Origin of the sequence: Streptomyces poriferorum (genome assembly GCF_019399235.1) — a bacterium.
GTDB classification, from domain to species: domain Bacteria; phylum Actinomycetota; class Actinomycetes; order Streptomycetales; family Streptomycetaceae; genus Streptomyces; species Streptomyces poriferorum.
On sequence record NZ_JAELVH010000193.1, the window covers coordinates 1 to 17,774 of the forward strand.

The window sequence follows — 17,774 nt, forward strand, 5'->3', positions numbered from 1 at the left end:
CCGGAACGAACAGCGCTCCGGCCCGGTGCGCATGAAGGGGGTCGGGGTCCTCGGCGCACTGACGGTCGTTCATGACGCTCCTCGTGAGACTGGGGGACGGGGGGACGGGTGGGACGCCCGGGCTCCTGAGCGGCCGGGGCATGCCAGTGACGCTATGCCTGTCCCCGCCGGACCGGACATGCCCGTTGGCGGACTCTTGATCCCGGGTGGCCGACCCTTGACGCGCGATTGACGTCGCCTGCCGGTGGCGGCCCTCCCCCGGCTCGGCCGGTGGCACGACGTGGCATCACGTGACACCAGGTGGCACCACGAGGCACCACGAGGCGCCATGAAGCGCCAAGCAGTACGCGAGGAAACATGCAGACACACACGACACGCCACCCACACAGTCAAATGACGACGCATCTACCCAGGTCAGAAGCGATCTCGCCGACACGCATCCAAGAATGACGCCATACGGCTTGCGCGTGGCGCCATCATGGTGCCATCATGGCGTCATGGACCTCACCCCGTATGTCGACACCCCGCACCGCGTACGGCAGAGAAGAGCCAGACGCTCGGACAGGGCTACACGGGCTGGGTGCGCTAGCCCCCCAGCCACCCGCACCACTTCACCCACACCACGTCCCACCAGCGGGGACGCCGCCAAGAGCCAAGAGGACGGGACAGCCATGCCTTCTTTCGACACCTCCGAACCGATCTCGGTCACCGCTCACGTGGAGGCCGGTTCCATCCAGTTCACCGCGGGCGACCGCCCCGACACCGTCGTCGAGGCGCGGCCCCGCGACCCGAAGAAGGACCAGGACATCCGGGCGGCCGAGCAGACCGAGGTCACGTACTCGGCCGGCGTACTGACCGTCCGGACGCCCAAGCAGCGCTACCTGATCGGCCGCACCGGCACGGTCGACGTGACGGTCGAGCTGCCCACCGGATCGCGCATCGACGTGACCGGGGCCTGGGCCCAGGTGCTCGGCGAGGGCCGGCTCGGCGAGGTCCGCGTGAAGACCTCGTCCGGGGATGTCCGCCTCGACTCGACCGGCCCGCTGCACCTGACCGCGTCGCACGGCTCGATCACCGTGGACCATGTCGAGGGCAAGGCCGAGATCACCACCAGCTCCGGCAGCCTGCGCGTCGGTCTCGTCGACGGACCCGCCGTCCTGAAGAACTCGCACGGCACCACGACGGTCGGCGCCGCCACCGGCGAGCTGCGGGTGAGCGGCTCCAACGGTGACATCGACATCACCCGGGCCGAAAACTCGGTCACGGCCACCACCGCCCACGGAACCCTGCGCGTCGCCGAAGTCGCTCGCGGATCCGTCCAGTTGGAGACGAGCTACGGAGCCATCGAGGTCGGCGTCCGCGAGGGCACGGCCGCCTGGCTCGACGTCAACTCCGGTTCCGGCCAGGTGCGCAACACCCTCACCGCCTCCGAGACCCCCGCGAAGACCGACGACACCGTCAGCATCCGCGCCCGCACCCGCTTCGGCAACATCGACATCCGCCGCGCCAAGGCCTGACCCCCACAGCAGCAGCCCTCAGCTCGCTCAGCCCCATCCACCTTCAGCCTTCGAACGGGAGGGCTCCATGCCTTCATCTGTCATGCCCACATCCAGGAAGAGTGACGGCCGGTCGTTGCCGGACGCCGTCTCCGCCATCGGTCTGCGCAAGTCCTACGGGGACAAGGTCGTCCTCGACGGGATCGACCTCCGTATCCCCGCAGGCACCGTGTTCGCACTGCTCGGCCCGAACGGCGCCGGCAAGACCACCGCGGTGAAGATCCTCTCCACCCTCGTCACCGCCGACGCCGGCGACCTCCACGTCGACGGCCACGACCTGACCACCGACCCGCAGGCGGTACGCGCGGCGATCGGTGTCACCGGACAGTTCTCCGCCGTCGACGGCCTGATCACCGGCGAGGAGAACATGCTCCTCATGGCAGACCTGCACCACCTCTCCAAGCAGGAGGGACGACGGGTCGCCGCCGAGCTGCTGGAACGCTTCGACCTGACCGACGCCGCGTCGAGGCCCGCCTCCACCTACTCCGGCGGCATGAAACGCCGCCTCGACATCGCCATGACCCTCGTCGGCAACCCCCGGATCATCTTCCTCGACGAGCCGACCACCGGCCTCGACCCCCGCTCCCGCCACACCATGTGGGGCATCATCCGCACCCTCGTCACCAGCGGCGTCACCGTCTTCCTCACCACCCAGTACCTCGACGAAGCAGACGAACTCGCCGACCGCATCGCCGTGCTGAACAACGGAAGGATCGCCGCCGAAGGCACCGCCGACGAACTCAAACGCCTCATCCCGGGCGGCCACGTCCGCCTCCGCTTCACCGACCCCGCCGCCTACCACTCCGCAGCATCCGCTCTGGAGGAGGTCAGCCGGGACGACGACGCCCTCGCACTCCAGATCCCCAGCGACGGCAGCCAGCGCGAACTGCGCTCCATCCTCGACTGGCTGGACTCGGCCGGCATCGAGGCGGACGAACTCACCGTCCACACCCCGGACCTCGACGACGTGTTCTTCGCCCTGACAGGCAACGACCAGCCGGCCCAGCCCCACCAGTCCAAGGAGACAGTCCGATGAGCGCCATCGCCCTCGCCGTCCGCGACTCGAACACCATGCTCCGCCGCAACCTCCTGCACGCCCGCCGCTACCCCTCCCTCACCCTCAACCTCCTGCTCACCCCGATCATGCTGCTCCTGCTCTTCGTCTACATCTTCGGCGACGTCATGAGCGCCGGCATCGGCGGCAACGCCAACCGCGCCGACTACATCGCCTATATCGTCCCCGGCCTGATCCTCATGACCATCGGCTCCACCACCATCGGCACCGCCGTCTCGGTCTCCAACGACATGACCGAAGGCATCATCGCCCGCTTCCGCACCATGGCCATCCACCGCGGCTCCGTCCTCGTCGGACACGTCGTCGGCAGCGTCCTGCAATGCATCGCCAGCGTCGTCCTCGTCGGCGCCGTCGCCGTCGCCATCGGCTTCCGCTCCACCGACGCCACCCCCCTGGAATGGCTCGCCGCCCTCGGGCTCCTCGCCCTCTTCGCCACCGCGTTCACCTGGATCGCCGTCGGCATGGGCCTCATCAGTCCCAGCCCCGAAGCCGCCAGCAACAACGCACTCCCCATGATCCTGCTCCCCCTCCTCTCCAGCGCCTTCATCCCCGTCGAGACCATGCCCGGCTGGTTCCGGCCCTTCGCCGAGTACCAGCCCTTCACCCCCGCCATCGAAACCCTCCGCGGCCTCCTCCTCGGCACCGAGATCGGCCACAACGGCTGGCTCGCCCTCGCCTGGTGCCTCGCCCTCACCGTCCTCGGCTACCTCTGGTCCACCGCCAAGTTCAACAACGACCCGAAGTAGTTCCGGTCAGCGGCTCGAAGTCTTCTCCCGCCCCCGGGGCGGCGTACTCCGACACCACGTCGGCGTAGGCCGCCCCGTCGGGCTGGGACATCGCCCGTGGCAGTCCAGCCGATCAGTTGCATCGTCCGCTGCCGCTGTAGCAGGGCGAGTAGCCGGCGCTCGGGGTGGGCGCGGGGTCCGGGTGCGACAGTTCGTACTCGTGCTGACCGAGGACGAGCGTCATCGCCACGGCGCCGACGGTCAGGAGCTGCAGGACCGCTGTCCACGGGGAGCGAGACAGCGCCGCGAGCACGAAGAGGACGGCCACGGCGATGAGGAAGTGCTGCATGAACGCGATGCTCGCCAGGTCCGCCTCGTCGATCTCCTCCCGGTTCCCCTGCGCGGCCCACCCGTCCATCCCGTAGCCGAACATCGTCCACCCGAAGACCAGGACCTCGACGATGAGCAGCATGGCGGCGGTGGCGATGTCCGAGCCGCGGGACGTGGTGTTCGACCAAGGCCATCTGCGTCGGGACAGACGCGCGCGAAGCTCATGAGTCATGCACTCATGCTGCCGAACCGGCCACCGGCGGGCATGAGTACGCACACTCATTCGACATGACCGCCTTCGCGAGGCTCAGGCACTGTCAACGAGCCTCGGGGTCACCACACTTGGGGCCCGTTTCCGCCATATCGAGATGCCTGCCGACCGCGCGATCTTCTACCCGGGAGATGGACCAGCAGATGGCCCGCTGACCCGGCGTTCGCTCCCTGCCGAACCAAAAGGTGCTACTCGGCTGCTCGTTGAGGCCCCTCCACCGGGAAGTGGATCGGGCTCAGCAGGTACTGCGTCCGCTCAGAGGTCGGCCGGTTGGACAGTTTCGGCGCGATGGCCGCGCGCAGTCCGGTGATGAGTTCGTCGAGCTCTCCCGGGCTGAGCCAGAGTGCATGCTGCCGGTAACCCACCTGGTCGGCCACAGGGTCGGCCCCGTCACGGTCGAGATAGCCGTTGAACTCGGCCAGCAGCGCCGTCATCGCGGTGGCGAAAGCCTGCCGGTGGTCGTCGGGGGTGAGGTCGCGGATCGAGTCGGGGCCGATCACAGCCCGGTCCCGGCGCAACCGATAGTGACGCTGGACCGCACCTCGCACCCTGCGCTCCTCGGCCACCTCCAGGATCCCGCCCGTCGCCAGCAGGTCGATATGGCGGTACACGGTGGCCTTGGAGGCTTCGGGGATCCGGGCACAGAGCTGAGTGGTCGTCATCACCCGTCCGCCGCCCATCGCGTGAACGATCCGCAGCCGGATGGGGTGGGCGAGCAGCTCCAGGGAGTCCATACCCACACCTTCTCATGACTGATACCTTTCTCAACCATGCGAACGGATGAAGACAACGCGCTCGCCAGGGTTCAGCGATTCGCCACGCTCCTGCGGGCGGAGCGTTTCGCCGAGATCGTCGAGTTCTTCACGCCTGCGCTGCGCGGTGCCGTGTCCTCGGACGCGCTGCGGCTCGCGTGGACGGCCGAGGCGGCCGGACGGGGCGGGGAACCGGTGATCGGGGAGCCTTCGCGGGCGGACGGAGACACCTCCCCGGTGCGCGTACGTATCCCGGTGAAGTGTGCCGACGGAGGCTTCACCGTGGTCACGTCGGTGGGCGACGACGGACTGCTCCACGGGCTGCGGTTCGAAGCGGATGGCGGTAGCTGGCGGCCACCGCGGTACGCGGAGCCGGAGCGCTTCACCGAACAGGACATCGTGGTCGGCCATGGTCCGCTCGCCGTGCCGGGAACGCTGAGCATGCCCGTCGGCACCGGCCCGTGGCCCGCCGTGGTTCTGCTCGGGGGTGGCGGCGCGTTCGACCGGGACGAGAGCGTCGGCCCCAACAAGCCGCTCAAGGACCTTGCTTGGGGACTCGCCTCGCAGCAGGTGGCCGTGCTGCGGTTCGACAAGATCACCTTCACACAGCCCGGCAGCCTGCCCTCGGGATTCACGATGGCCGACGAGTACCTGCCGTACGCTCTCGATGCCGTCCGGCTCCTCCGGGAGCGGCAGGAGGTGGACTCGGACCGCGTCCACCTCCTCGGTCACAGCATGGGCGGCAAGGTCGCGCCCCGGGCCGCCGCCGCCGATCCGTCGATCGCCGGCCTGGTGCTCCTCGCGGCGGACGCCCAGCCGATGCATGAGGCGGCCGTACGCGTCGTACGCCATCTCGCCGCGCGCACCCCTGGCCCGGACGCGGACGAGGCGGTGGCGGCGCTGACCCGGCAGGCAGCGCTCGTAGCGGGCCCCGAACTCGTTCCCGGCACCCCGTCGGAGCTGTTGCCCTTCGGGCTCTCCGCAGCGTACTGGCTCGACCTGCGCGCCTACGATCCGGTGGCGACGGCTGCCGGACTTACGTGCCCGATGCTGATTCTGCAGGGCGGTCGGGACTACCAGGTGACGGTCGCCGACGACCTGACGCGATGGCAGCGCGCTCTGGCGGACCGGCCCGAGGTGGCCGTCCGGGTCCACCCGGACGCCAACCACTTCTTCTTCAGCGGCCGGGATCCGTCCACCCCTGCCGAGTACACCCGGCCGGACCACGTCGACGCCTCGGTGGTGGGCGAGATCGCGTCCTGGCTGGCGCGGCGGTAGACACGGAGCGGTCCTGGCGCGCCGTCTCCTGTCGTGAGGGGCAAGGCAAGCGGTCCTGGCGCACCGCCTCCTGTTGTCATGGCGCGGCGAGCGGTCCTGGCGCCGCGGCGCCCGGCCTACCGGGAGGTCACCCGGTTCGCCGGCCCGTCATCGGCGGGGACGGGCCCGCTGCGGCCCGCGCGCAGGCAGAGGGCGGCGAGGGCCGTACCGAGTGAGGCCAGCCCACCGACGACGAACGCGCTCCGGACGCCCCGGGTCTCGGCGAGGTGCCCGACGACGAGGGCGCCGAGCGGCGTGGAGCCCTGGAGGACGAGGGTGTACAGCGCGAGGACCCGGCCCCGGTAGAGGGGGTCGCTGCCCAGCTGGATGCGGTGGTTGACCGCCTGGGCGAAGTAGACGCAGGCACCGCCGGTCAGGAAGAGCAGGACCAGGGCGGCCGGGTAGGACGGAGCCCATCCGACGATGGTCTCCAGTGCCCCGAGAACGAGGGCCGACACGGTCACCAGCCGGGCCGAGGGCCGCGCGGTGCGGGCCGTGGTGAGGAACGCGGCGGCGAGCGAGCCCGCCGCGAAGACCGCGGCGAGCAGGCCGAAGGAGGAGGCGTCGGTGTGGAACACCGTCCTGGCGAGGAGCGGCAGCGTGAGCTGGAAGTTGAGGCCGAACAGGCCGATTCCGGCGATCATGGCGAACGGGATCATGAGATCGGGCCGCCGGCGTACGTACCGCAGACCGTCGGTGACACGCGCACGCCCCGCCGCACGCGTCGTGCGGTAGAGCTCGTCGGGGCGGATCCGGCGCAGCGCGAGGACGGTGGCGAGGTAGCTGAACGCGTTGACGACCATGACCCAGCCGGTCCCGAGCAGCGTGAGGAGCAGGCCGGCCGCGGCGGGGCCGACGACACGGGCGACGCTGAAGTAGGCGGCGCTCAGGGCCGAGGCATTGGGCAGGAGCTCGACGGGCACCAGCTCACCGACGAAGGCCATCCGGGTGGGGACCTCGACCGCGTTGACCAGTCCGAGGCAGAACGCGAAGACGTGGACCTCCCCCAGCCCGGCCGTCCCGGTGAGGACGAACGTGGCCAGGAGGAGCGCGAGCAGGCCCGACAGGACGTTGGCGGCCAGCAGCAGCATCCGCTTGTCGTACCGGTCGGCCAGCCTTCCGCCGTGGAGTGTGAGGAGGAGCATCGGAGTGAACTGAAGGGCGGTGACGGTGCCGAGGGCCGTCGCCGAGTTCCCGGTCAGTTCCAGGACGAGCCAGTCCTGGGCGACCACCATCATCCAGGTGCCCGCGGCCGAGACCACCTGTCCTGCCGCGAACTGCCGGAAGTTGTGGATCCCGAGGGCCCGGAAGGGCCGGGCCCGGGCGTCGGCGGTCACCGTGCGGCGGAGGGCGCGCCGTCGTCGAGGCATTCGTCGAGGAAGGCCAGGGCCCGCAGGTGGTACGCCCTGGCGGCCCGGCCGAGACTGATGTTGTGCCCGGCTCCGGAGAGCCGGTCGAGGAGGACACGGGGTGCCGCCGAGAGCTGTGCGGCGAGATCGGCGAGATCGGCGTCGCTCTGGCACCACCAGGCCTCGTGCTCGGCGAAGGTGAAGCGCACCGGCACCCGTACGCACGGCAGCAGACGGGTGGACAGCGCGGCCCACTCCTGCGCCGATTCGATCTCCTGGCCCGGCATGGGGGCGACGACTGCCCCGGCCTCGCGGAAGGTCCCGTCCGGGTAATGCCCCAGCGGGCCCCAGTTGAGCCGGCGCAGTCCGGTACGTTCCCCGGGTCCCAGAAGCGCCACGGAGGCGGCGGGCCGGTGTCCGCAGCCGGAGATGTCCAGGCCGAGGAAGGCGTCGGGCGGTGCGTCCGCGGCGAGGGCGAGGGCGAGTTTGCCGCCGAAGGAGTGGGCGAGCAGGAACAGGGGGCCGGAGACGTGGTGGGCCTGGGCGTCCGCGAGCGCGGAGCGGACCGTCGCCGCCTGGTCCAGGAGGTGCTGCCCGGTGGGCAGGTGCGGGGCCGAGGCGCCGTAGCCGGGCCGGTCGAGCGCGAGCACGGCGTAGCCGAGGCGGGCGCCGAGCGTCAGCAGGGAGACGTCCGGATGCGCCTGCCCGTCGAAGTACCCGGCGCTCATCCCGCCGCCGTGCAGGGCGACGACGGTCGCGCGCGGCGGACGTCCCTCGTCGGGTTCGCTCAGCAGCGCGGACAGGGGGACCCCGGCCGCGTCGAGGGTGATCCTGCGGACTCCCGCCGACAGACCGCCGGAGGCTGGTGTTTCCCGCTCGGAGTGTGCCGTCACCGTCAGCATCACGCGTTCCCGTTTCTCTTCCGCCCGCCTCGGGCACTGTCCTTCCAGCATCGGGGGCGGCCGCGGAACGGGAGAAGGCGTCCCGGGGCAGGGAGCCTTCGGAACTCCGTCTCCCCGGCGTCGGGGAACGCACGGGCGCGGGCCAGGAGCCGGGCAGGGACGGGCCGCGGAGGGTTTGCGCCCCTCCGCGGCAGGGGGCGCACAGCCCGTGCGGGCGGGGCACGGGGGCTTCGCCCGCACGGGTGACGGGAATGTTCGGCGTCGCGGCCGGCTGCCCGGCGTGATCCGGACAGGAGGCCCTACGTCACCGCGCCCCGCGCGGTCAGCAGTGCGGAGACCTGGTCCAGCGGCAGCGCCGGCACGTGATGGCCGGCCCGGCCGGTCATCGCGTGCGCGCCCGTGAGCACGTTGAGGACCGCCTCCTCCACCGACTCGACCACCGCACCGTAGAAGGGGTCCATCCGGCCCCACGGCACGAAGCGCATCGACTCGTACGGGGCGCTGCCGTCGTCCTCCGGGAACGTGCTGGTCAGGGTACCTTCGTTGGCCGTGGAGAAGGCCAGGAAGATATCGCCGGAGAAGTGGCTGCCGGTGGTGCCGGTACGGGCGAGGCCCAGGGTCGCCCGCCGGGCCAGCGCCTCGCACTGGCCGGGCAGCAGGGGTGCGTCCGTGGCCACCACCACGATCACCGAGCCCGCCCCGGGCGGGACCTGGCGCTCGCCGTCGGGCTCGGCCCCGGGCCCGGGCCCGTCGGGCAGTTCGCGGCCCACCGGGACGCCGGCCACCACCAGTTCGCGCCGCGCGCCGAAGTTGGCCTGCACGAAGGCGCCCACGGTGTACCGGTCCTCGCCGTACTCCACCACTCGCGATGCGGTGCCCGAGCCGCCCTTGAAGCCGTAGCAGCGCATGCCCGTACCGCCGCCGACGCATCCCTCCTCGACCGGTCCCGAGGCCGCCGCCTCGATGGCGGCGGCCGCGTGGCGCGACTCCACGGCCGAGCCGTGGATGTCGTTGAGGTGGCCGTCCCAGGTCTCGGTGACCACCGGCAGCAGCCATTCGGGCGCCATGTCGCGGCGGTTGGCGCGCACCCACTCGACGACGCCGCGGTGCACCGGGCCGACCGCGTAGGTGTTGGTGATGAGCACCGGGACGGCGAGGGACCCGCTCTCCTCGATCCAGGCGGTGCCGGTCATCTCGCCGTTGCCGTTGAACGAGTGCAGGCCGGCCGCGCAGGGCATGCCCACTCCGTCCCTGCCGCGCGGGAGGAGCGCGGTGACGCCGGTGCGTACGTCGTCGCCCTCGCAGAGGGTCACGTACCCGACCTCGATGCCGGGAACGTCCGTGATCGCGTTCCACGGCCCCGGTTCGCCGTTCAGCGGTATGCCCAGCTCACGTGCCCTCATGCGGTGGTCGTCCACTGATTCCTCCTGGGTGCGTCGTCACTCACGCGGCCAGACGTTACGTGGCCCTGCGCGGCCGGGAGCATCGAGGGCCGGGGGCCCGTACGTCAGGCCTTCTCGTACGCGTCGGGGCCGGCGGTCGCCTTGCCGTGGCTCCTGCGGGGGCAGGCCGGCAGGGGCTTCGCCTCTCCAACGTCCTGTGGAACCAGGTCCTTTGACCGGGCCGGCGCCGTTGCGTCCCGGATCCGCACGGCGTTGTCGCAGCCATGTGCTGAACTTCCTCCATGACGACAACGGGGGCAGTGACGGACACGGACAGCGGCGGCACGGGGCGGCCGGTGGCTGCCGCGGACGCGGGGCACACGGCCCGGACCCGGGGTCAGGTGCACTGGGCGCCGTTCCGGTCGGCCGAGCGCTCGGCCGTCGCGGCGATCGATCTGCTGCGCCGCCTGGCGGCGGAAGGAGGTGGGGGCCGGGCGCCGGCCCCCCGCGAGCCGGAGGTCGTCCGGTTCCTCGGTGCCACGCACCGCACCCACTGGCCGGCGGCCACCGGATGCCCCGACTGGCTGACGGAGTCCTGGGCGGCCTGCGGCTTCCCCGAGCGCGATCCACGCGGCCCGCGCCCGGAACGCATACCGGACCGGGCGGAGGTCCTGGAGCAGCTGCGGTTCGAGACGGACCGCACGAGCCGCGGCCTGACCGGCAGCAGGAAGGCCGCCGCCATCGCGACCTGGCTCTCCCCGTTCTACCTGGGCGGCATCGTCACGGCGGCCGAAGTCCTGGAGGTGCTGCCGGCCCGTCTGTCGATGCCGGTCCGGGTGAAATGGCAGGTGAGCCGTGTCCGTCACGCCATCGAGCGCGAGCTGCGGACCTTGCTGACCGGTGTGCTGGGCACCGATCCGCAGGCCTGGCTCAGGCTTCTGACAGCGGTGGAACGGACGTGCCGCCCCACGTCGGACCGGCCGGACATCACGTGGCCGCAGCTGCTCGAACTGGCCGGGTCCGTCGAGCCCGATCCCGGCATCCTGCTGCCCACGCGCGACCTGGAGGACCCGCGGACCTACGTGCGCCGGGGCCGCAGGAAGCCGGCGGCCGACGAGTTGTTCGACGCGACGTGGTGGTGGCCGTCCGGCGAGGTGCTGCGGCGGACGGAGAGCGCGGTCCTCGACCTCGTCATGCCCGCGCTGCCCGAAGGCACGGGCGTGCTGCTCGCCCAGTACGTGGTCGCCGTCCGCCACGGCACGCCTCCCGGGGTGCTGCGGCATCTGATGGACGCCGGTGACCGCGAGGCGCTGCTCGTCCTGGCCCGCGGGATGGATCTGGACGGACGGACCGCCGAGCGCCTGCTCGCGCGGGGCGACCAGGACATCCATCTGAGCGTGGTGAACACCTGGGCCCGGGTCGCCCCGGACCAGCGGCACCAGGCGCTCACCGACCCGGCGGTGGATCTCGCGCCGCGGGTTTCGGAGATCCTCTCCCTCGTCCACCACGAATGCCTCCAGGCGCGGGAACCGGAGCTGGTCGAGGCGGCGTTCGCCGGGCACGGCCAGAAGAAGTTCAAGGTCCAGGAACACCTGACGGGCTGTCTGGCCCTGCTGCGCGCGGGCGGTCCCGCCCGGCTGACCGCGCTCCTGGCCACGGGCCGGGTCTCCCCCGCCGTCAGCCGTATCTGCGCCAAGGCGCTCGCTGCCCCCGACCCCGCGGCCGCCCTCCGCACGCGTGCGCAGCGGGAGTTCACCACGCCGAAGCTGGCGGCGCGGCTGCGCCGGGTGAGCCGGAGTTCCGGTGCCACGGACACGGCGCAGCTGATGCTGCTCTTCGACGGCTGGGGTGCCGACTGGCCGTATCTGGAGGCGGAGCACGCGCGCGAGCCGTTCGCGCACTGGGCCCAGATCGTCAACCGCCCGTCGACGCCCCCGGAGGTCCTGGCCAGGCATACCGACGCGGCTGCCCAGGACCACCAGCGCGGCCGGACCGTCTGCCGGAGCGACGACCCGGTGGTCGCCCGCGGAATCCTCCGGAACGGCATCCGTTACGGAAGCACGCCCGACGGGCACGTCGACCTGCTCGACCGGATGCTGGTCGAGGGCGTGATCACCGCCGACGACCTGGTCCGTGTCGCGGGCCAGGGCCCGTGCGTCCTGCAGTACCTGGGCGATGCCCGGCACCGGGCGGACGCGCCCGGGGCGGTGGCCGAAGCCCTGGCCCGTGTCGCGGTGCTGGTGCGCCGTCATCTTCCGGTGGATGACGAAGCGGCCTGGCACCGCCTGTACGCACGGCTTGCCGCCCAGTCCCCGGACCCGCTGCAGGAAGGCACGATCGAGTCGGTCCTGACGGCCGGCCCCGAGGACCGGCAGCCGCGCGGGGCGGGCTCCTGAGCCGCCGTCACCCCCCACCGGTCACACCCGCCGGTCTCACCCGTTCGGACCGTGCCCGGTCGCATCCGCGCCCCGGCCGTCCGACGATCGGGATTCGGTCGATCGAGGGGAGAGGTCCGGTCATGGACCCACAGGACGGTTACGACTGGCAGCCGCAGCAGACCGGATACGTACCGCCGCAGCACCGGCCGCGGGCCCAGGTCCCCCGCGTCGACGCGGGGCGGCTGTGGGCGGGCGGCGCGATGACGGCCCTGGTCGCCGCGCTCACCGCGGTCGTCGGGCTGCTGTTGATCCGTGGCGTGCTCGGGATCCCGGTGTTCGCGCCGGAGGGTGACGGTGCGATGGGCGACGCGTCGACGGGGGTGCTGGCCATGGGAGCGGCGTTCGCCGCTCTGGTGGCCACGGCCCTGCTGCACCTGCTGATGCTGGCGACGCCGCAGCCGGGCACCTTCTTCGTGTGGATCGTCACGCTCGCCACCGCCGTCATGGTGCTGCTGCCCTTCACCACGTCCGCCCCGCTCGATGCCAGGATCGGCTCGGCGGCGCTGTATCTCGTCATCGGGATCGCCATCGGTTCCCTTTTGTCCGCCGCCGGCCGCAGCGCGACGCGCCAGGACTTCTGACCGCGAGCGGGGTGGCTCCGCCTCAGCTCTCCTCGGTGAGCTGCTCGTCCAGTTCGTCGAAGAGCAGCTCGCCGTGGTCGATCTGGCCCGTGCGGTACGCGGAGCGCGCGACCAGGTGTGCGGCCACCGGACCGGTCATCAGCTGGAAGAAGCCGATCAGCGCCAGTGTCGCGAGGTCCATGCCGCTGCGCAGCCGCAGCGCGACTCCGGCCAGCACCAGCAGCATGCCGAGTGACTGCGGCTTGGTCGCGGCGTGGCTGCGGGACAGGACGTCCGGCAGCCGCAGCATGCCGATCACGCCGAGCAGACAGATGGCCGCGCCGATCAGCAGCAGGACCGCACCCGCCGTGTCCACGATCTGGAGCCAGCTGCTCATGGTGCCTCCTTTCCGGTCCTCGGCTCGCCGTCGGTACGCGCGCGGCCCGGCGGGCGGTCGCGCACCGCGATGAAGCGGGCGATGCCGACCGAACCGGTGAAGCCGAGGAAGGCCAGCACCAGCATGATCGGGAAGTAGAACGGATCCCGGGCGAAGGCCGACTTGGCGCCGAGCCCGCAGATGATGAGGGCGGCGCAGACATCGAGCGAGAGCGCCCTGTCCAGCATCGAGGGGCCGCGCCAGATACGGAACAGCAGGCCCGCTCCGGCGACGACGATCAGGACGACGGATGCGCTCAGCAGCACCCGGTCGACGGTCTCCGGCACACTCATGCGCCCTCCTCCTGGTCTCCCGGCCGCTCGCCGGTGTGCGGTGCGGGTGGCGGCGGGCCGGCGACGCGGTCGATCTCGTCACGGGTGCCGAAGGCCCGGACCGTCAGCTCCTCCATGCGCCAGACGGAACGCCGGGCCGCGTCCAGTTCGGCCGGCCGGTCCGCGTCGAGGACGTGTACGAAGACGGTGGCGGTGGCGCGGCGCACCTCGACGATCGATCCGCCCGGCACGTTCGACACCGCGACGGCGGTCGCGGTGAGCATCAGGTCCGATCGGCAGCGCAGCGGGACGGCGATGACGGCGGCCCGGTGCGGGCGGTCGGCGAAGATCTGCCGGGTGACCTTCACGCCGGAGGTGTACATGTCGTAGAGCAGATAGGTGACCAGCCGCAGGATGCCCCAGGGGTGCAGCCGCAGCCCCAGATCGACCTGCGGCAGTGGGAACGCCAGGCAGACGGCCACCGCGACCACGACTCCGGTCAGCACGTTGGCCCAGTTCAGGCTGGACCAGAGCATCACCCAGATGACGGTGAGCCAGGCGATCAGCGGGAGGTCGATCACACGTGGCCGCCGACCGCCGAACTCGCAGCTGAACGGGGGCAGGTTCTTGTTCCGGTAGGGGAACGTGATCAGGCGTTTCACCGGCCGAGCACCGCCTCGACGTAGGGGACGCGCGCGATGAGCTCGGCGGCCGAGCGGTCGGTGTACGCGGTCAGCGGCCCGGCGAACACGGTGTAGGCGAGGCCGAGTGCGACGGTCGCCGCGGTGGCCCAGGTCATCAGTCGCGGGAGCCTGGTCGTGGTCGTGACGGCATGGCCGTGCAGCGTGGCCGCGACCGCGCGCCCGGCCGGCTCGTGGCGGGGGCGTACCCCTTCGTCCCCGGTACCGGGCATCCGGTCGGGGCCCTCGTCGGTGTCGTCGTCGCTGTCGTCGTCGGACTCCAGGACCGTGCCGTCCGCGGCCTGGCCGGGAGGCGCCGCCCGCCAGAACGCCAGGTTCCAGACCTTGGCCATCACGTACAGCGTGAGCAGGCTCGTCGCCGTAGACCCGATGACGAGGATCCAGGCCCAGACACTGCCGTCGGCGACACCGGCGCGCATGAGTCCGAGCTTGCCGATGAAGCCGGAGAGCGGCGGAATGCCGGCCAGGTTCATCGCGGGTACGAAGAAGAGGACGGCGAGCACCGGGGCGGCCTTGGCGATGCCGCCGAGCCGGGTCAGCTCGGTGGTGCCGCCCCGCCGCTCGATCAGTCCGGCCACCAGGAACAGCGTGGTCTGGACGGTGATGTGGTGGACGACGTAGACGATCGCGCCGCCGTACGCCTCCCGGGTGGCGAGGCCGATGCCGAAGACCATGTAGCCGATGTGGCTGATGAGGGTGAAGGAGAGCAGCCTCTTCAGGTCGGTCTGGGCGACGGCGCCGAGGATGCCGACGACCATCGAGGCCAGCGCCGCGGCCATCAGCAGGTCGCCGAGCCGGTTGCCGGGGAAGAGCAGGGTCTCGGTGCGCAGCATGCAGTAGACGCCGACCTTGGTGAGGAGTCCGGCGAAGACGGCGGTGACGGGGGCCGGCGCGGTCGGGTAGGAGTCGGGGAGCCAGGCCGCGAGAGGGAAGACGGCGGCCTTGATGGCGAAGACGGTCAGCAGCATCCCCTGGATCAGCGTCTGGACGCCCAGCGGGAGTTCGGCGAGCCGGCCGGCCAGCTGGGCGAAGTTGGCGGTGCCGGTGGCCGCGTACGTCATGGCGATGGCGGTGAGGAAGAGCATCGAGGAGAACAGCGAGATGATCACGTACGTGGAGCCCGCCCGGATCCGGGGGCCGGTGCCGCCGAGCGTGAGCAGGACGAAGCTGGCGACCAGCATGATCTCGAAGCCGACGTACAGGTTGACGAGGTCGCCGGCGAGGAAGGTGCAGGAGACCCCGGCGACGAGGATGAGGTAGGCGGGGTGGAACACCGCGACCGGTGTCTCCTCGTCCCGGTCGGCCATGCCCTGGCCCAGGGAGTAGACGAGGACGCAGAGGGTGACGGCCGAGGAGACGGTCAGCATCAGCCCGGAGAGCCGGTCGGCCACCAGGGTGATGCCGAGCGGCGGTGCGAAGTCGCCGAGATGCACGCTGAGCGGGCCGTTCATGTCGGCGGCGATCATCAGGGCGACCGAGAGCCCCAGTACGGCGGTGAGGACGGCGACGCTGATGAAGCGCTGGAACTGTTTGAGCCGGGTACCGAAGGCGAGGCTCAGTCCGGTGGCGCAGAGCGGCAGCAGCACCGGCAGCGGGACGAGTGCGTTCACCCGGTGTCTCCTCGGTTCGTGGGGGGTTCGGGCCGCTCCGTGGGCCGCCCGGCCGCGTAGTCCTCCGCGTCCGCGCCCAGGACGTCGTGCCACAGGTCCCCGCTCGCATCCCGGCCGCGGGCCTGGAGGGCGCGGTCGGCTCGCAGCCGTGCCCGCAGACGGCGGCGCTCCGCGCGGTAGCGGCGCTGGGCCTCGGCGCTGGGTTCGGCCTCGGCCCGGTACTGCTCGCGCAGTTCGTCGCGCTCGCCCAGCACTTCGGCGCGCAGCACGATGCGCCGGTCCTCGTCGTCGTCGTGCACCTCGTCCGTGCCGGTCAGCTGGTGGCTGCGGTAGGCCATGGCAAGGAGGAACGCGGTGGTGGCCAGCGTGATGACGATGGCGGTGAGGGCGATGGCCTGGGGCAGCGGGTCGGTGACCCGGCCCAGTTCGACGCCGTAGAGGAGGGGTTCACGGCCGGCCGATCCGGTGGCGGACAGGACGAGCAGGTTGATGCCGTTGCCCGCGATGACCGCGCCCAGCAGGATCCGGGTGAGGGGGCGGGTGAGCATGAGGATGCCGCCGACCGCGCACAGGACCGCGGCGGTGGCGAGGAGCGAGGCGCTGACGGTCACGGGGCGGTGCCTCCCGTCTCGGGAGCGGCCGGGCCGGGCGCCGGTCCGGTCGTGGTCGCCTGTACGGCTGCGGCCCGCTCGATCTGCCGGTCGACCTTGGCGCCGAGGGCCCGCACGATGTCCAGCACCACGCCCAGGACCAGCAGATAGACCCCGCAGTCGAAGATCACCGGAGTACCGAAGTGGTAGTCGCCGATCAGCGGCAGGTGGCCGTGGTGGGTCCAGGCGTGCAGGACGGTGCCGTCCGCGAGGCCGAGCAGCGCCACCCCGCTGGACAGGAACAGGCCGAGGCCGGTGAAGAGCCCGGGCTGCAGGGGCGCGGCCTCGGCGAGTTCGAAGCGGCCGCCCGCCAGATAGCGGGTGATCAGCGCGACCCCGGCGACCAGTCCGGCGACGAACCCGCCGCCCGGCATGTTCTCGGCGCAGAAGAGCAGATAGACCGAGAGCACCAGGATCGGGTGGAACAGCAACCGTGCCACGACCTCGAAGACGAGTGAGCGGTGCTCGGGTGCGAGCGTGGATCCGGCTGCCAGCCAGCTGCGCTCGGGGGCGCCTTCGTCGCCGTGCGGCACTCCCGTCAGCGGGGGCGCGGCCACCGACCAGGCGGTGTGCCGCCGCGTCTCCGGGGGCGGCGCCGGGTCGCCCTCGGCGCGGCGGTGCAGGTAGATCAGGCTCGTCACGCCGATCGCCGCGGCGGCCAGGACGGCGGACTCCCCCATCGTGTCCCAGGCCCGCAGGTCCACCAGGATGGTGGCCACCACGTCCTTGAGGCCGTGGTGCGCGGTCTCCTCGACCATGGCGGCTCCGGCGGGCTCCGCGGTACGCGCGGCCGCCGCGACCCACACCACGACGCTCAGGGTGGCCGCCGCTGCCAGCGCCACCGGGATCCGGACGGCCCGCCGCCAGCTGCTGACCGACTCCTGGAAGTGCACCGGCATCCGCCGCAGCACCAGCACGAACACGATCATCGACACGGTCTCCACGCAGAACTGCGTGAGCGCCAGGTCCGGTGCGCCCTGGACGACGAAGAGCAGCGCGGCCCCGTATCCGGTGAGCCCGGCCAGCACCACGGCCTTCATTCGCCGTCTGACGGTCAGACAGGACAGCGCCGCCGCACAGGTCAGCGCCGCGACTGCGCCCTGGAGCGGTACGTCCCAGAGCCGCGGCGCCGCCGCTCCGTGCCAGGGCCGGTCGACGCCGAGCACGGTGAGCTGGCCGGCGAGCATCACGAGCAGGGTGGTGGCGAGGTAGACCGACAGGGAGCCCCGCTGGACGAAGCCGGTGATCTGGAGCGAGAGCCGTTCGAGGCCCAGCAGCAGATGGCCGAAGACGCTGTCCGCGGTCGGCCAGGCGATCCGCCGGGAGAGCCTGACAACCGGGCCGCGCACGGCGAAGAGCACCGCACCGCCCGCCGTGGCGACGGCCGACAGCAGCAGTGCGGTGCCCCAGCCGTGCCAGAGCGCGAGGTGGTAAGGGTGGGCGGGCGC

17 protein-coding genes are annotated in these 17,774 nt (G+C 71.7%); 6 read left to right on the plus strand and 11 right to left on the minus strand.

The features are described 5' to 3' along the window. Positions 1-671 precede the first annotated feature (671 nt). The 3 genes from JGS39_RS27635 to JGS39_RS27645 all read left to right on the plus strand — a co-directional run bounded on the left by JGS39_RS27635 (position 672) and on the right by JGS39_RS27645 (position 3,377). The gene (locus JGS39_RS27635) at positions 672-1,517 is read left to right on the plus strand and encodes a DUF4097 family beta strand repeat-containing protein (RefSeq protein WP_219572317.1); all 846 of its coding nucleotides are present in this window, start codon (positions 672-674) and stop codon (positions 1,515-1,517) included. Between the two features lie 67 nt (positions 1,518-1,584). Continuing rightward, entirely contained in the window at positions 1,585-2,592 is a 1,008-nt protein-coding gene (locus tag JGS39_RS27640; RefSeq protein ID WP_219572318.1) for an ATP-binding cassette domain-containing protein, read from the plus strand. Further along, positions 2,589-3,377 carry an ABC transporter permease gene (locus JGS39_RS27645; protein WP_219572319.1) on the plus strand — a complete coding sequence of 263 codons (789 nt, stop codon included), beginning with the start codon at positions 2,589-2,591 and terminating at the stop codon, positions 3,375-3,377. The genes JGS39_RS27640 and JGS39_RS27645 overlap by 4 nt, the downstream gene beginning before the upstream one ends. A gap of 112 nt (positions 3,378-3,489) precedes the next feature. Here JGS39_RS27645 and JGS39_RS27650 read toward each other — a convergent pair whose 3' ends face one another. Together JGS39_RS27650 and JGS39_RS27655 are read right to left on the minus strand one after the other, a co-directional pair. Beyond that, on the minus strand, positions 3,490-3,918 hold the full coding sequence (locus tag JGS39_RS27650; protein WP_219572320.1) for a DUF6234 family protein: 429 nt from the start codon (positions 3,916-3,918) through the stop codon (positions 3,490-3,492). A 227-nt stretch (positions 3,919-4,145) separates the two neighbouring features. Then, positions 4,146-4,691: a helix-turn-helix domain-containing protein gene (locus tag JGS39_RS27655; protein WP_219572321.1), complete on the minus strand. Its 546-nt coding sequence runs from the start codon at positions 4,689-4,691 to the stop codon at positions 4,146-4,148. Between the two features lie 36 nt (positions 4,692-4,727). Here JGS39_RS27655 and JGS39_RS27660 point away from each other — a divergent pair, with 36 nt between their 5' ends. After that, positions 4,728-5,987, plus strand: coding sequence for an alpha/beta hydrolase family protein (locus JGS39_RS27660; protein WP_219572322.1), 1,260 nt, complete (start codon positions 4,728-4,730; stop codon positions 5,985-5,987). 116 nt (positions 5,988-6,103) lie between these two features. On the opposite strand, the gene JGS39_RS27665 is transcribed toward JGS39_RS27660, so the two are convergent. The 3 genes from JGS39_RS27665 to JGS39_RS27675 all read right to left on the minus strand — a co-directional run bounded on the left by JGS39_RS27665 (position 6,104) and on the right by JGS39_RS27675 (position 9,680). After that, positions 6,104-7,396, minus strand: coding sequence for an MFS transporter (locus tag JGS39_RS27665; protein WP_219572323.1), 1,293 nt, complete (start codon positions 7,394-7,396; stop codon positions 6,104-6,106). Further along, positions 7,360-8,277: an alpha/beta hydrolase gene (locus tag JGS39_RS27670; protein ID WP_219572324.1), complete on the minus strand. Its 918-nt coding sequence runs from the start codon at positions 8,275-8,277 to the stop codon at positions 7,360-7,362. The genes JGS39_RS27665 and JGS39_RS27670 overlap by 37 nt, the downstream gene beginning before the upstream one ends. 299 nt (positions 8,278-8,576) lie before the next feature. Further along, entirely contained in the window at positions 8,577-9,680 is a 1,104-nt protein-coding gene (locus JGS39_RS27675) for a DmpA family aminopeptidase (RefSeq protein ID WP_219572325.1), read from the minus strand. 281 nt (positions 9,681-9,961) lie between these two features. On the opposite strand from JGS39_RS27675, the gene JGS39_RS27680 reads away from it, so the two are divergent. Beyond that, positions 9,962-12,055 (plus strand): hypothetical protein, encoded by a 2,094-nt coding sequence (locus JGS39_RS27680; protein ID WP_219572326.1) that lies wholly within the window; start codon positions 9,962-9,964, stop codon positions 12,053-12,055. A gap of 122 nt (positions 12,056-12,177) precedes the next feature. After that, entirely contained in the window at positions 12,178-12,678 is a 501-nt protein-coding gene (locus JGS39_RS27685) for a DUF6069 family protein (protein ID WP_219572327.1), read from the plus strand. A 22-nt stretch (positions 12,679-12,700) separates the two neighbouring features. On the opposite strand, the gene mnhG is transcribed toward JGS39_RS27685, so the two are convergent. The 6 genes from mnhG to mbhE all read right to left on the minus strand — a co-directional run. After that, positions 12,701-13,054, minus strand: coding sequence for a monovalent cation/H(+) antiporter subunit G (mnhG, locus tag JGS39_RS27690; protein ID WP_148021421.1), 354 nt, complete (start codon positions 13,052-13,054; stop codon positions 12,701-12,703). Further along, a complete protein-coding gene (locus JGS39_RS27695) occupies positions 13,051-13,386 on the minus strand; it encodes an MrpF/PhaF family protein (RefSeq protein WP_219572328.1) in 336 nt (111 codons plus the stop codon). The genes mnhG and JGS39_RS27695 overlap by 4 nt, the downstream gene beginning before the upstream one ends. Further along, on the minus strand, positions 13,383-14,027 hold the full coding sequence (locus tag JGS39_RS27700; RefSeq protein WP_219572329.1) for a Na+/H+ antiporter subunit E: 645 nt from the start codon (positions 14,025-14,027) through the stop codon (positions 13,383-13,385). The genes JGS39_RS27695 and JGS39_RS27700 overlap by 4 nt, the downstream gene beginning before the upstream one ends. Next, positions 14,024-15,676, minus strand: coding sequence for a Na+/H+ antiporter subunit D (locus JGS39_RS27705; RefSeq protein WP_219572330.1), 1,653 nt, complete (start codon positions 15,674-15,676; stop codon positions 14,024-14,026). Before JGS39_RS27705 ends, JGS39_RS27700 begins: the two co-directional genes overlap by 4 nt. Next, positions 15,673-16,287 (minus strand): Na(+)/H(+) antiporter subunit C, encoded by a 615-nt coding sequence (locus JGS39_RS27710; protein WP_219572331.1) that lies wholly within the window; start codon positions 16,285-16,287, stop codon positions 15,673-15,675. The genes JGS39_RS27705 and JGS39_RS27710 overlap by 4 nt, the downstream gene beginning before the upstream one ends. Continuing rightward, positions 16,284-17,774: hydrogen gas-evolving membrane-bound hydrogenase subunit E (mbhE, locus tag JGS39_RS27715; protein ID WP_219572332.1), on the minus strand; the 1,491-nt coding region annotated here is incomplete at its 5' end. The genes mbhE and JGS39_RS27710, both read right to left, overlap by 4 nt.

Bases quoted from the DNA above. Each gene is read 5' to 3' on its own strand.
- JGS39_RS27645 (WP_219572319.1), top strand. From the start codon at position 2,589: ATGAGCGCCATCGCCCTCGCCGTCCGCGACTCGAACACCATGCTCCGC.
- JGS39_RS27650 (WP_219572320.1), bottom strand. From the start codon at position 3,918: ATGACTCATGAGCTTCGCGCGCGTCTGTCCCGACGCAGATGGCCTTGG.
- JGS39_RS27680 (WP_219572326.1), top strand. From the start codon at position 9,962: ATGACGACAACGGGGGCAGTGACGGACACGGACAGCGGCGGCACGGGG.
- JGS39_RS27685 (WP_219572327.1), top strand. From the start codon at position 12,178: ATGGACCCACAGGACGGTTACGACTGGCAGCCGCAGCAGACCGGATAC.
- mnhG (WP_148021421.1), bottom strand. From the start codon at position 13,054: ATGAGCAGCTGGCTCCAGATCGTGGACACGGCGGGTGCGGTCCTGCTG.
- JGS39_RS27660 (WP_219572322.1), top strand. From the start codon at position 4,728: ATGCGAACGGATGAAGACAACGCGCTCGCCAGGGTTCAGCGATTCGCC.
- JGS39_RS27635 (WP_219572317.1), top strand. From the start codon at position 672: ATGCCTTCTTTCGACACCTCCGAACCGATCTCGGTCACCGCTCACGTG.
- JGS39_RS27695 (WP_219572328.1), bottom strand. From the start codon at position 13,386: ATGAGTGTGCCGGAGACCGTCGACCGGGTGCTGCTGAGCGCATCCGTC.
- JGS39_RS27655 (WP_219572321.1), bottom strand. From the start codon at position 4,691: ATGGACTCCCTGGAGCTGCTCGCCCACCCCATCCGGCTGCGGATCGTT.
- JGS39_RS27675 (WP_219572325.1), bottom strand. From the start codon at position 9,680: ATGAGGGCACGTGAGCTGGGCATACCGCTGAACGGCGAACCGGGGCCG.
- JGS39_RS27670 (WP_219572324.1), bottom strand. From the start codon at position 8,277: ATGCTGACGGTGACGGCACACTCCGAGCGGGAAACACCAGCCTCCGGC.
- JGS39_RS27640 (WP_219572318.1), top strand. From the start codon at position 1,585: ATGCCTTCATCTGTCATGCCCACATCCAGGAAGAGTGACGGCCGGTCG.
- JGS39_RS27665 (WP_219572323.1), bottom strand. From the start codon at position 7,396: ATGCCTCGACGACGGCGCGCCCTCCGCCGCACGGTGACCGCCGACGCC.